The following is a 13,124-nucleotide window of genomic DNA, read 5'->3' as shown; positions in this document are numbered from 1 at the left end:
TCCGTCTTGTCCCCCCGGCACGAATCGCCGGAACATCATAAGCTAACAATCAATAAGACACGAGCAAGGCCGAGCCATCCTTGCCGAACTTCGGCTTTACGCCCAGCACCGCCGCCGTGCGGGTGATGATGTCGTGCACCATCGGCGCTGCGGACGTGCCGGCGAGCGCCGCACCGTTGCCCTTGTCCGTCTTCGGCTCATCGATGAAGGACAGCACCACATATTGCGGGTCGTCCATCGGGAAGGCCGACAGGAAGGCGTTGAAGTTCTTGTCGTGCACGTAACGTCCGTTGACGACCTTGTCGGCCGTGCCGGTCTTGCCGCCGACGTTGAAGCCGTCGACGCGCGCATTGCGGCCCGAACCGTTGACGCCGTTCCATTCGAACAGGAAACGCATGTCCTTGCTGGCGCCCGGTTTCAGAACCTGCTTCGCCACCTGATCCGCCTGTTCGCGGGTACGCGGCAGGAATGTCGGCTCGATCAGTTTGCCGCCATTGACGAGTGCCGCACCGGCGACCGCCGTCTGCAGCGGTGTCGTGGAAACGCCGTGACCGAAGGAAATGGTGATGGAGTTGATCTTCTTCCATTCGCGCGGCTGCGACGGCAAAGCCACTTCCGGCAGTTCGGTCTGCATGCGGGTCAGGAGGCCAAGCCGGGTCAGGAATTCCTTGTGGCCTTCGGTACCGACGGTGTCGGCGATCTTGGCCGTACCGATGTTGGACGAATACTGGAAGATTTCCGGCACCGAAAGCATCCGGCCCTTGCCGTGGAAGTCCTTGATGGTGAAGCCGCCGATGCGGATCGGGTAACGCGCATCGAACATGTCACCGAGACGGACACGGCCCGAATCGAGACCCATGGCAATCGTGAAGGACTTGAAGGTGGAGCCCATTTCGAACGTGCCGTTCGACATGCGGTTGAGCCAGCCTTCCTTGGCGCCTTCGGCCGGGTTGTTCGGATCGTAATCCGGCACCGAGGCCATGGCGAGAACTTCACCGGTATGCACATCCAGAACCACGGCGCCCGCACCGATCGCCTGGAACTTGGCGATCGCCGCGGTCACGACTTCACGGACGATGGACTGCACGCGCAGATCGATGGAAAGCTTTACCGGCTCCAGCGGCTGGTCGCTGGTCATGCCGAGCGCCGTCAAATCGGCAAGGCCCTGGCTATCGACGTAACGTTCCATGCCGGCAACGCCACGATTGTCGATGTTGACGTGACCGACGACATGGGCGGCGGTCGGCCCGCCGGGATAAAAGCGGCGCTTTTCCGGGCGGAACCCGACGCCGGGAATGCCGAGCGCCAGGATCTGGCTCTGCTGCTTCGGCGTCAGCTGGCGGCGCAGCCACTGGAAACGCGAATTGGAGGAAAGCTTCTGATAGGTACTGCGCTGATCGAGGTCAGGCAGCACGGTGCGCAGCTTCTCGATGGCCTCGTCGATATCGACGATGCGATGCGGTTCGGCAAACAGCGAGACGGTTCTGATATCGGTGGCCAGCACCTCGCCGTTACGGTCGAGGAGATCGGGTCGCGACGCCATCAGCCGGTCTGCGGGCGCGATGCTCGACACCGTTTCCTGCTCCGCCATACCATATTGCACGAGACGGCCGCCGACGACGGCGTAAAAGGCGACGAAACCGAAAATGAGAAGGCCGACGCGGCTTTTCGCCTGGGCGGCGCGCTTCTTGCGGGCGCCCTCAAAAGCCGCATGATCCGTATAGACACCGGTGGTGCTGGCGGAAAAGTGAGCCTTGCTCTTCAGAACCATGACGCGGGAGAGAAAAGACATCAGCGGTTCACCGATCCTGTTATGGTTTCATCCATCTCGCCGGTTTCATCGCCAGCGGTGGCGGAAGCGACCGGTACAGGTGCCGGCGCCGGACGTGAAACGCGTGCGCGGGGCGTGGGCACCGGAACGCCGTTCACGGCGATCTGGCCTGCAGGCGGCGATTTCGGCTTCGAGGCACCACCGAGCGTGGCACCCGGCTTGGAACCGTTGACGGCGGCGGCAATCACGTCCTCGACGCTCATGCCCTCAGGTTCGGGCGGCTGCGGCAATTGCGAACGCAGCATGGGAAGCTCGCGCGGCTGCGCCAGTTGCGTCGGCAGCGTCGGCGAAAGGCCAAGTTCCGTCTGATAGGCATTGACCAGACGGTGCAGACGGTTCGGCTGCGTCAGCAGCGCCCAGTCGGCCCGCAGAAGATCGATCGTATCCTTTTCAAGCTTGATCTCGGCTTCCAGCTTGCGGACTTCCTCAAGTTTGAGGTCGGCCTTGTGCTTGATCGAATAGGTGACGACCGCGGCCGCGACCATCACACCCATCAAGATGACATCGAAAGTGCGCAGCATATCAGCCTCCCATCTTTTCAAGGCTGGCGAGATCGGGAAGTTCGAAGATCGAGAAATCCGCGGCCCGTGCCGGTGCGGTGGTGCGCAGGCCAGCCCGCAATTTGGCGGAACGGGCACGCGGATTAAGCTCCGCCTCCTCGTCGCTGGCAGCGATCATCGGCTTGCCGATAGCATCGAAAATAGCGGGCTTGTCCTCGACCATCGGCAGATGCCGGGAACCGGCGGCCTTGCCGGAACGGTCGGAGAAGAATTTCTTGACGATGCGGTCTTCCAGCGAATGGAAGGTGACGACGACCAGCCGGCCGCCGGGTTTCAGAACCTGCTCGGCCGCAAACAAAGCCTGCGCCAGCTCGCCAAGCTCGTCATTGACGAAAACGCGAAGCGCCTGGAACACCCGCGTTGCGGGGTGAATTTTGTCTTTGGCTTTACGCGGCGTGACGATCTCGATGAGACCAGCCAGATCGCGGGTGGTGCGGAAGGGCTCCTCCGCCCGCTTCTTCTCGATGGCGCGGGCAATGCGACCCGGCTGCTTTTCCTCACCTAGAAAACCGAAGATACGAATGAGATCGCCGACCTTCGCACGGTTGACGACATCGGCCGCCGAAACGCCGGAAGCGGACATGCGCATGTCGAGCGGACCGTTCTTCTGGAAGGAAAACCCGCGCTCGGCCTCGTCGATCTGCATGGAGGAAACGCCGATATCGAGAACGACGCCATCAAGCCCACCCTCGGGGGCGTGCCTGGCCAGATCGGAAAATTGCGACTGGATGAGGCTCAACCGGCCGCCATTGCTGGCAACCATGGCCTGGCCACCGGCGATCGCTGTCGGATCGCGGTCCAGCGCGATGACATTTGCACCCTGATCGAGAATGGCCTGGGTATAACCGCCGGCACCAAACGTGCCGTCGAGAATGATCTTGCCGGGCGCAGGTTCCAGCGCGGCAATGACTTCGCGAAGCAGGACCGGGATGTGACGCTGAGGTCCGCCATCGGCATCAGAAGATCGTCCGCCAGAATTCGCCGCCATTCCGTGTCCCCGTCCTAGGCGGGGCGAGCAGCCGAAAAACCGCGCCCCGCTCTTGCTTCCGCCTGCGCCGCCAGAAACGCATTCGGTTGCCAAAGCTGAAAATGATCCGCCCGTCCGACGAAGGTGACCTCGGTGGATATGCCGGTGAATTCCCGCACGAAATCCGTCACCATCAATCGACCTTCCTGGTCGAGCTTCATGAAAACGCCGCCGCCGTGAACCAGCAGCGACATCGCGTTTGCCTCCGGCGAGAAGGCATCCATGGACGCTATCTGCCGCTCGTAGCGCTCCAGCAGATCCGGACCGCCGACACTGATCGCCGGAAAGGCGAAATCCTGAAGACAATAAAGCTCCTGAATGCCGCGCCTCGCCAGCACCGAACGAAACGGAGACGGAACCGAAACGCGCCCCTTGGCGTCGATTCTGTTCGTCACGTTCGATAAAAAGCGGTCCATTACTCAACTCGCCAAAACCGCATGCCGCAAAGCGATCCATCCGCTCCGCAGCCGACACCGGTACGCACGACACATCGCCAAGCGCCAGGGCGACGTGCCCTGCAGCAGCCCCTCGTAGGCTCCTCACTCGTTTCAGCGATTGCGGGTCAAAAACACGACCCAATGTGGTGTGCATTTGGGATATCATGGGACACTATGGGCGTCAATGGGAGAAGCCGGCACGATACCGACTTCGCATCGGAAATTCATAAGCCGTTAAGTTTAACGAATGGTTTACTTCAGGCGCGTCGATACGCTTTCACGGCGCGGAAAGGCGCTGTGAAACAAGAATTTTTCCTTTATGAAACAATAGAATGATTACGTCTTTTCGGAACTCCCGCTCTGGAGCCGAAAAGGAAAATTCGCCAGTTGGCCTGTAAGCCGGGTTCTGTATGGCCCCGGTTTAACCCGGAACGTGGCAGCCATTCATCTGGGACGGCATTTGCATGCCGCCTCGCGCAACCCACCCGGATGACGGGCCCGGAAACCGGCTGTGAACGGGCTTTCGCCCGCCCCGTGTCATCCCTATTCGGTCTTGCTCCCGGTGGGGTTTACCTTGCCGCCGCTGTTACCAGAAGCGCGGTGGGCTCTTACCCCACCCTTTCACCCTTACCATGCGATGCATGGCGGTTTGCTCTCTGTGGCACTTTCCCTGGGGTCGCCCCCGCCGGACGTTATCCGGCACCGTATTTCCGTGGAGCCCGGACTTTCCTCACCTTACCGTCTTTCGACATTGGTAAAGCGCGGCTGCCCGGCCAACTGGCATGGGCTGCATAACCATGTTCCGAAACGAAAGCCACCGAAAAGCGCAGAGAAAGATCAAAGAAATGCCGGTTTGAAATCCGTCGAGAAGGCCCCGTCGGCGATTTCCCCGTCCCGCAGCAGCACAGCACCGAGCCGGCCGATCTCATCGGAACTCTTGGCCGCCGTGCCGTTGCCACCGGTCAGAACCGCGATGCGCGGCGAGGCGGTGAAGCCGATGGCCGGATAACCGCTTTGCGTTTTGGAGACGACGCAGGCGGCCATCGAGACCCGCGAGAGATCGATGGAAGGCACCAGCGTTCCGACAATCCCCGAGAGATGATCGCGCACGCTTTCGCGTCCCCCGGAACGGAACCATTCCCGGATTTCCGGATCGCTGCCGAGCCTCTTGTCGTCCGGATCGCCACCGATCTTCAGGTAGAATTTTCCGTCGGGATAACGCACCGGCGGCAGGAGATAGATATGTTTGGTCGTATCACGCGGTTCATAGATCAGCGACGGCATGTCCGCATATTGCCCGAGGTAATCCTCGTCTATCTCGAAGAAAGCGACGGTACGGGCATAAACATCAAGCCCGACTGGTTGCGGCAGCAGATCTTTGGTGATCGAGAAGCCGCCGGCCGCCACCAGCACCCGGTCTGCGGTATAGATCGCGCCGGAAGCCGTGCGCACAGATGCACGGCCATCCTCTTCCCGCGTCGAGACGACAATATCGTCGATCAGCGTAACGCCCGCCTTTCCCGCCAATATGGCCTGCGCTTTCACCAGCGCGCGCGGGTTGACGTAACCGGCATTGTCCCTCTCAAACACGCCTTCGCAACCCTGTTCGAAGGAGAAATAGAGGAAGCGGCTTTTAAGGCTCCGGTCATCCAGCAGTTCCGTGGAAACGCCGAGCCGAGCCGCCGCTTTCAGAACATCGTCGACAAAGGGATTGGCGCCGCCCCGTTGAGGTCCAACCATCAGGCAACCGACCGGCGCGTAAAACTCGACACCGCTGCGTGTGGCAATATCGGCATAACGTGCGATGGAACGGTTGGCGAGCAGGGCCCAGTCGGCATCGCCATCGATGGTGCGGGTAATCCGCGCCTCGTCATAGTGGCTGGCGAAGACGCCCTGATGCGATTTGATGTCGGCAGGTTCGCCGGGACCGATCAGCGCGACGCCATCCACCGTTTCGGCCAGATGGCGGGCGGCAGCCGCACCCATCATGCCGCGACCCACGACGATGTATTTGAAATGTCCCGACATGCCGCCCTCTTCACCCGCTCATTTCCGTCGCAACCTTGTAGCCGCTTCCTCCCTGAATGTCAGACGAAAACCGGCGATATTTCGGCGGCGAATTCATCCTCGGTCAGCTGTCTGTTCAAAAGCAGCATCGCGCCCAGCCGTCCGATCTCGTCCGAAGACTTGGCGGAGACGAAATTGCCGCCTGTCAGCACCGCGATATTGGAGGATTGCGTATAGCCGATATAGGGATAACCGCTGCGGGTAATCGAGGCGACACAGGAGCCTGAAGTGACCGAGCAACCGGCGAGCTCCGGCATCAAGGATAAGGCCCGCTTTTTCAGGAACTCCACCTCACCAGGCGTACCATCCGAATGGAACCAGTCCACCGCCTCCGCAAGCGTTTCAAGCCGGCCCTTTTCGCTCTCGCCGCCGATCTTCAGATAGACCTTGCCATCAGGATAACGTACCGGCGGCAGGATGTAGACGATATCGTCCTCGGTTTCCGCCAGTACGATGGTCGAAGGCATCGCACCAAAAAGGGCCTGCCGTGCCTCATCCAGTTCGAAAAAGACGATGGTGCGGCCCGTGGCCGCCATATCCACCGGTGACGGCAGAAGCTCCGCCATATTGGTGAAACCACCCGCCGCGACGATGACCTTTTCGGCGGTATGAACGGCGCCTTCGCGCGTCGAAACCTCCACGCCATGAGAGGTATCGCGGATATGCGCCGCCGTCTCCCGCACAAGCCGCGCGCCCTGCGCTCCGGCAATCGCGCATTGCGCCTTCACCAGCGCCCGTGGATTGACGTGGCCGGCATTGCTGGCCTCGAAATAACCGCCATGATCGGCAGGCAGCGAGAACATTGGAAATCGGTCGGCCAGCGCAGCGTTGCCAAGCGTTTCCACATCAAGACCAAGACGATCCGCCGAGGACAGCGCCCGCGATACATAGTCTCCCGCAAGCCCCTTGCCGTTGCCGGTGAACAGGCAGCCCGCTTCGGTGAAAAAGCGGATGCCGCTTTTCGCTTCGATCTCCGCATAACGCTGGATCGATCGCAACGCGAGTTCGGCCCAGACAGGATCGCCGTCAAACCCGCGGGTAATGCGCGCTTCATCGTAATGGCTTGAAAACACGCCCTGATGGGTCTTGCGATCGGCTGGCTCGCCCGGCCCGATCAGCGCCACGCCATCCGTTTGCACGGAGAGATGCCGCGCCGCGGCCGCTCCCATCATCCCGGCCCCGACCACGATATATTTGAAATCCGGCATGTCATGCTCCGTATCAGATTTGCTTCTGACTACAGCATGCCGGCCCGAACCGGAATCGCTTTTCGCAATTTCGCAGATGAACGATGGCGGCCTCAGCCGGCCAGCAGCGCCTGCACCTTGCCGCAATAGCGCTTGGAGACCGGGTTCATGCGGGTGGCGCCATGGCCTGCATTGTAACGCAGGATCGTGCTGCACACCTGACCGCCGCCAAGCTGATGCGCCGTCGCCAGATATTGCATGCCCCAGCGGATATTGGTCTCGGGATCGTAGAGCGCCTTGGTCGTGCCGCGATAGCCCATCATCCGCGCCGTTGCCGGCTTGATCTGCATCAGCCCGACCTCGCCGGCGCTGCCGCGGGCCTTGGGGTTGAACTTGCTTTCCACCGAAACCACGGCATGCGCCAGATTGGTGGGAACGCCGTAACGCTTGGCATATTTGACGATCAGATCGGAATAGTCGTTTCTGAGCGAAGAAGGCAGGCTCTTTTCGGGAATGGGATAACCGGGCTTGCGGAAGAAGGTCTCCAGCGTCACGGTTTTGGTCTTGACGTCCTCGTCTTTGGCAAAAGCAATCCCCGCCTGCGAAGCGAGCATAACAACGCTCGCCGCGACAGCAACAACAACCCTGTTCATATGTAGAAAAAGTCTCCAGATCGGATGACAGAAACAATGAAGCGACACAAATAATCTGCGCCCGGAAAGTCGATCTCGACCCTCCGCTGTCCGGTCTCCTTGATTGATATTGACGGCAGGTTCCCCTGAAGAACGTCACCGCATGCAGTGACGTTCTTAAACTTCCTCAATGCGGATTAACTGTGGCACAACAAAAAAAGCGACTTGAAGAGCGATAAAAAGGGGAACGCTTTTCCATAATTCGCGTTTAAGCGGCCGAAAATCTCGGCAGGCTGGCGATCAGCCGGTGCAGCGTGTCGATGGTGGAAAAATCGGCGATGCCATCCACCAGAGCGGGACGGAAATGCCGCTGGAAGGCAGCCACGGCACCTTCGGTTTTTTCGCAATAAGCACCTGTAATTTCAACGCCGTATCCATAGATGGACAGCATCGACTGCAGCGCTTCGACCGGCTGGCCATGATCGCCGCGCTGGAAAAAGCGGCCGCCACGGATCGGCGCGGGCTCCACCCAATGGCCGACACCGTGCTGCGACAGGATGTCCCACGGGAATTTTTCACCCGGATCGACCTTGCGGATCGGCGCGACATCCGAGTGCGCCAGCACCCTTTCAGGGGCGATAGACCAGCGCTGGCCGCAATCGCGACACAATTCGATGACGGCTTCCACCTGTTTCTTCGGAAATTCCGGCAGGCCGCCGGGATGGCCCTGATTGGCGATCTCGATGCCGATGGAGCGGGAATTGATATCCTCATTCCCCGCCCAGATGCTTTTGCCCGCGTGCCATGCACGGCGGGTTTCCGGCACGAGCTGGACGACGCGCCCATCCTCGAAGACGAAATAATGGCTGGAAACCTGACTTTCCGGATTACAGAGCCATGACAGCGCGCCATCGGCCGTCGTCATGCCGGTATAGTGCAGCAGGATAATATCGGGACCGGCCACATCGAGCCTTTCGCCATGGTTAGGCGAAGGCGCAACGGCTGCGCCCCCGAAATCCGGGGTAAAATCCGGCAGACATTCACTCATGCGACGCGGCGTTCTTTCTCGATGGCCGCATAGGCGGCGTTGAGAGCCGCCATACGCTCATTCGCGGCCGCATGCAATTCCATGGGAACGCCGCGTGCAATGAGCTTGTCAGGATGGTGTTCGGCAACCAGCGAACGATAACGCCGGCGAATATCGGAAAAATCGTCGGAAGGCGAAACGCCGAGCACGCGATAGGGGTCGCGCCCGTCCATATGGACATGCCGCGCCATGATCGTTTCGAAGTGATCTTCGGTGATACGGAAGATTTCCGCGATCCGGCCGAGGAAGGCCAGTTCCCGCTCATGGATCAGCCCATCGGCCTTGGCGATGTGGAACAGACCGTCGATGACGCTTTCCAGCATCTCGCAATTGGCGTGTCCGGAACCGCACAGACCAGCAAGCCGCTCCGCATAGGCCTCGTAACCGGCAACGTCCTGACGCGCGAGGTTATAAAGACGGGCTACGTTCTTGGCTTCTTCTTCCGGGAAATCGAAGATTTGCCGGAAGGCGCGCACCTCGGCATCGTTGACGACACCGTCGGCCTTCGCCATCTTGGCGGAAAGTGCGATGATGGCCACGGAAAAGGAAACCTTGCGGCGGGTTTCCGGGTCACCCTCAAACAGGGTGCGGATGGCTTCCACCACGCGCCCGAGCGCACCGCCTGCCGCGTCGCCGATTGCGCCGAGCAGCCGTTCCCACAGGGATGAAATTTGCAGACAGGCGAAATCGAACATCATGCGACAAGCATGACGGGATATTGCCGCGAATGCAATATGTCCGGAGGACCGGCGGCATTAACTTTTATTCATCTTTGCGACAGTTTTGCTTCAGGAACAAGAGTGCGGCACACGATGGGGTCATGGTTTTCCACAGACGACGGGGAACCGGCCACCGGCCATGCCGATTGAAACGATTATATTCCGCCACTTTGCCCAAGCCGCTGAAAAACCGCGAGAAATCGGCATTGTTCTTCATAAATTCACTTTACACCTACACGCGGCTGTCGCATCCATTTGCCAGACATGTCTTTGGGTATATGTGAAAAGGAGAGCCATGATGGCCAAACAGAAAGTCGCAATGCTGACCGCGGGTGGCCTTGCGCCCTGTCTCTCTTCGGCCGTGGGTGGCCTTATCGAACGCTACAGCGACATCGCGCCTGAGATCGACATCATCGCTTACCGCTCCGGTTATCAGGGCGTGCTTCTGGGCGACCGCATCGAAATCACGAAGGACATGCGCGAAAAGGCGCATCTGCTGCACCGTTACGGCGGCTCGCCGATCGGCAACAGCCGCGTCAAGCTCACCAACGCCGCCGATTGCGCCAAGCGCGGCCTGGTCAAGGAAGGCGACAATCCGCTGCGCGTCGCGGCTGACCGGCTGGCGGCTGACGGTGTCACCATTCTCCACACCATCGGCGGTGACGACACCAATACGACGGCTGCGGACCTCGCCGCCTATCTCGGCGCCAACGGCTACAACCTCACCGTCGTCGGCCTGCCGAAGACGGTCGATAATGACGTGGTGCCGATCAAGCAGTCGCTCGGTGCCTGGACGGCGGCCGAAGTCGGCGCCGCCTTCTTCGACAATGTCAGCAACGAGCAGAGCGCCGCACCGAAAACCTTCGTCATCCACGAAGTCATGGGCCGCCATTGCGGCTGGCTGACGGCCGCCACCGCCCGCGCCTATATCCAGAAGACCAGCGGCAATGACTATGTCGAAGGCCTGATGATGAACACCCAGATGAAGAACATCGACGGCATCTATCTGCCGGAAATGGCCTTTGACATCGAGGCGGAAGCCGAACGTCTCAAGGACGTCATGGACAAAAACGGCTATGTCACGCTGTTCGTTTCCGAAGGTGCCGGCCTCGATGCCATTGTCGCAGAACGGGAAGCTGCCGGCGAAGCCGTCAAGCGCGACGCCTTCGGCCATGTGAAGATCGACACCATCAATGTCGGCGGCTGGTTCCAGAAACAGTTCGCCGGCCTTATCGGCGCCGAGCGTTCCATGGTGCAGAAGTCGGGTTATTTCGCCCGCTCCGCCGCTGCCAATGGCGACGATCTTCGCCTCATCCAGGGCATGGTCGATCTCGCCGTCGAAAGCGCGCTTAACAAGGTCTCCGGCGTCACTGGCCATGACGAAGACCAGAATGGCAAATTGCGAACCATCGAGTTTCCGCGTATCAAGGGCGGAAAGCATTTCGACCTCTCTGCAAAATGGTTTACCGAAGTGATGGAACACGTCGGTCAGCCGTTCACAGCGGCCTGATTTTACGATAGTCTAAAATAAGACGGCGACAGGGAGGGCAAGGAGGAAGAGAATGTCTGGACAGGCCTGGCTGATTTTCTGTGCAGCATGTGCCGTTGTGTTCGCACTCCCCTCTCCCCTTGTATTCTCTGTCGCCTCCTATGCCGCCATTCGCGGCAAAAAGACGGTCTTCGCCTCCGTTATCGGCGGCGCGCTCGGCATCGTCACGGCCATGACGATTTCCGCCATTCCGGTGGCCGGCCTCGTCTGGCTGCCGCAATCCTTCGTGGAAATCGTGCAATGGGCCGGTATCGGCTGGCTGATGCTGTTCCTCCTGTGGACCTTCGCCACCCCCGCCGCCCAGGCGGCCAATGCCGACAATGACAATCTGCCGGGCAAATCCTGGAGCGGTATCTTCCGTGATTGTTACGCCATTGCCGCCCTGCGCCCGCGCTACTTCGCTTTCTTTCTCGCACTGCTGCCGCAATTCGTGTCAACCTCCGGCAATGCAATTGAAACGCTTGCCATGGCGCAGGCCGCCATCCTGCTTCTGGCGCTTGTGATTTTAACCGCGCAGGCGCTGTTTGCCGGTTCGACTCTGGCGCTGGTGCGCCGCATGTCGGGCGATAAAAAAATCCGGCCGAAATACCGCACCCACTTCATTTCCGGCCGCGCCGTCAGCGCCGGATACAGGCGCATCGCGGCCTGAAAAACCGTCCGAAAGCCGGGGAGAAACGTCCCGGCTTGCCGCTATCCTTACAATAGGTTAATGAAGGCTCGACGGGACACTGCCTGCTTCGCTCGACGCGGGGGTATCGAAAGACAGGCATAACGAAGGCGGCAACATGCGAAATTCGGGAAAATTCCGCGGAAGAAGTGCACTTCTTCTGTCTTCCACCGTGGGTCTGGCACTGGCATTGAGCGCATGCACCAGCGTCGAATATACCGCGAAGGAAGGGCCGGACGGCCCGAAGATTGCAACAATCAATCCCGCTGCCACGCCTGCGCAAACATCGGCGCAGCCGGCAACGGCCGAAGCCGCAGCGGGCGCGACCCCGGCAGCAGCGGCAGTGCAGACCGCCGAAACCGCAACCTCTTCCCAGCCTGCAGCACTTCCCACCGCCGTCGCCGTCAAGGGCGGACGCGTGGCTCTGCCGCCGGCTTCTGAAATTGCCGCAGCCGCCGCCATCGCCGCCCAGATGCAGCCGCAGCAGAACGAAGTCGCTCAGGCAAGCGTGACGACATCTGCACCGACAACGGCCGCAGCCCTTGCGCCGACGAGCGCCACTCCAGCGGCGACAGCCATCGAAACGGCGGATCTGGCGGCAAGACCGGCCGCCCACAATGCCGCAGCCGATCTGCCGCAGGTGGTTGCCGTCAAGGGCAGCTTCCCGCCGGCACCGCCGCCGCCCGGCTCGCCCTCCATCGGCACCGAACTGACGGCCGAACGGAAAGTCATTCCGCTGCCGAAGCCGGACAGCACGGTTCTCGCCTATGCCGCCGGCCCGACCAATGCCGCGCTTGCCGCCATCCGTCAGAACGAATCAATGACGGCGCCGCTCAATTCTGCGCCGGCCGGACGCGAAAAGCTGAGCGGGCTGATTACCAAATACGCCACCATGTATGACGTGCCGGAAGATCTGGTTCACCGCGTGGTGCAGCGTGAAAGCCGCTATAATCCCGGTGCCTATAGCAGCGGCAATTTCGGCCTGATGCAGATCCGGCACGCCACCGCCCGCTCGATGGGCTTCGATGGCCCCGCCTCCGGCCTGTTCGATGCCGAAACCAATCTCAAATATGCCGTCAAATATCTGCGCGGCGCATGGGTTGTGGCGGGCAACGACCGCGATAACGCGGTCCGGCTTTATGCTCGTGGTTATTATTACGACGCCAAGCGCAAGGGCATGTTGCACGTTCTGCGCAAGTGATGGCCTCCGGCTCTGTTATGCGAGTGCAACCACGCGGCTTTTCTTAAGCCGCCGGGTGTTTTCATTTCGTCATGCTGATTGGACAGCGCCGGCCGGTTTTCCACCGTCTTCCCTATTCCCCGCCTTTGCCCACAGCCCCTGTCATCAAATTGTAGTGTCA

General features: G+C 60.5%; 12 protein-coding genes and 1 other RNA gene. 3 read left to right on the top strand and 10 right to left on the bottom strand.

What is annotated here, in order from left to right:
• Positions 1–49: 49 nt before the first annotated feature.
• The 10 genes from ACIQUH_RS06710 to ACIQUH_RS06665 form a co-directional block, all read right to left on the bottom strand.
• Entirely contained in the window at positions 50–1,792 is a 1,743-nt protein-coding gene (locus tag ACIQUH_RS06710; protein ID WP_400813303.1) for a peptidoglycan D,D-transpeptidase FtsI family protein, read from the bottom strand.
• On the bottom strand, positions 1,792–2,352 hold the full coding sequence (locus ACIQUH_RS06705; protein ID WP_400813302.1) for a hypothetical protein: 561 nt from the start codon (positions 2,350–2,352) through the stop codon (positions 1,792–1,794). Before ACIQUH_RS06705 ends, ACIQUH_RS06710 begins: the two co-directional genes overlap by 1 nt.
• Before the next feature lies 1 nt (position 2,353).
• Complete coding sequence (gene rsmH / locus ACIQUH_RS06700; RefSeq protein WP_400813301.1) at positions 2,354–3,379, bottom strand: 16S rRNA (cytosine(1402)-N(4))-methyltransferase RsmH; 1,026 nt, start codon at positions 3,377–3,379, stop codon at positions 2,354–2,356.
• 14 nt (positions 3,380–3,393) lie between these two features.
• The gene (gene mraZ, locus ACIQUH_RS06695; protein WP_400813299.1) at positions 3,394–3,834 is read right to left on the bottom strand and encodes a division/cell wall cluster transcriptional repressor MraZ; all 441 of its coding nucleotides are present in this window, start codon (positions 3,832–3,834) and stop codon (positions 3,394–3,396) included.
• 400 nt (positions 3,835–4,234) lie between these two features.
• An RNA gene (rnpB, locus tag ACIQUH_RS06690) (RNase P RNA component class A) lies at positions 4,235–4,636 on the bottom strand.
• A 56-nt stretch (positions 4,637–4,692) separates the two neighbouring features.
• Positions 4,693–5,883: an NAD(P)/FAD-dependent oxidoreductase gene (locus ACIQUH_RS06685; RefSeq protein WP_400813297.1), complete on the bottom strand. Its 1,191-nt coding sequence runs from the start codon at positions 5,881–5,883 to the stop codon at positions 4,693–4,695.
• A 59-nt stretch (positions 5,884–5,942) separates the two neighbouring features.
• Positions 5,943–7,130 carry an NAD(P)/FAD-dependent oxidoreductase gene (locus tag ACIQUH_RS06680; RefSeq protein WP_400813296.1) on the bottom strand — a complete coding sequence of 396 codons (1,188 nt, stop codon included), beginning with the start codon at positions 7,128–7,130 and terminating at the stop codon, positions 5,943–5,945.
• Between the two features lie 92 nt (positions 7,131–7,222).
• Positions 7,223–7,762 carry a lytic transglycosylase domain-containing protein gene (locus tag ACIQUH_RS06675; RefSeq protein WP_400813295.1) on the bottom strand — a complete coding sequence of 180 codons (540 nt, stop codon included), beginning with the start codon at positions 7,760–7,762 and terminating at the stop codon, positions 7,223–7,225.
• A 247-nt stretch (positions 7,763–8,009) separates the two neighbouring features.
• The gene (locus tag ACIQUH_RS06670) at positions 8,010–8,789 is read right to left on the bottom strand and encodes an N-acetylmuramoyl-L-alanine amidase (RefSeq protein ID WP_400813294.1); all 780 of its coding nucleotides are present in this window, start codon (positions 8,787–8,789) and stop codon (positions 8,010–8,012) included.
• Positions 8,786–9,526: a DnaJ family molecular chaperone gene (locus tag ACIQUH_RS06665; RefSeq protein ID WP_003522185.1), complete on the bottom strand. Its 741-nt coding sequence runs from the start codon at positions 9,524–9,526 to the stop codon at positions 8,786–8,788. The genes ACIQUH_RS06670 and ACIQUH_RS06665 overlap by 4 nt, the downstream gene beginning before the upstream one ends.
• Before the next feature lie 319 nt (positions 9,527–9,845).
• Between ACIQUH_RS06665 and ACIQUH_RS06660 the strand changes: the two genes are divergently transcribed.
• The 3 genes from ACIQUH_RS06660 (at position 9,846) to ACIQUH_RS06650 (ending at position 12,964) form a co-directional block, all read left to right on the top strand.
• Positions 9,846–11,057, top strand: coding sequence for a pyrophosphate--fructose-6-phosphate 1-phosphotransferase (locus ACIQUH_RS06660; protein ID WP_400813293.1), 1,212 nt, complete (start codon positions 9,846–9,848; stop codon positions 11,055–11,057).
• 52 nt (positions 11,058–11,109) lie between these two features.
• Positions 11,110–11,745: a LysE family translocator gene (locus ACIQUH_RS06655; protein WP_400813292.1), complete on the top strand. Its 636-nt coding sequence runs from the start codon at positions 11,110–11,112 to the stop codon at positions 11,743–11,745.
• Positions 11,746–11,881: 136 nt separating this feature from the next.
• Positions 11,882–12,964 (top strand): transglycosylase SLT domain-containing protein, encoded by a 1,083-nt coding sequence (locus tag ACIQUH_RS06650; protein ID WP_400813291.1) that lies wholly within the window; start codon positions 11,882–11,884, stop codon positions 12,962–12,964.
• Positions 12,965–13,124 lie beyond the last annotated feature (160 nt).

This window comes from Agrobacterium sp. NPDC090283 (genome assembly GCF_044769685.1).
Lineage (GTDB): Bacteria > Pseudomonadota > Alphaproteobacteria > Rhizobiales > Rhizobiaceae > Agrobacterium.
This window is presented reverse-complemented; position numbering and strand designations above follow the sequence as displayed.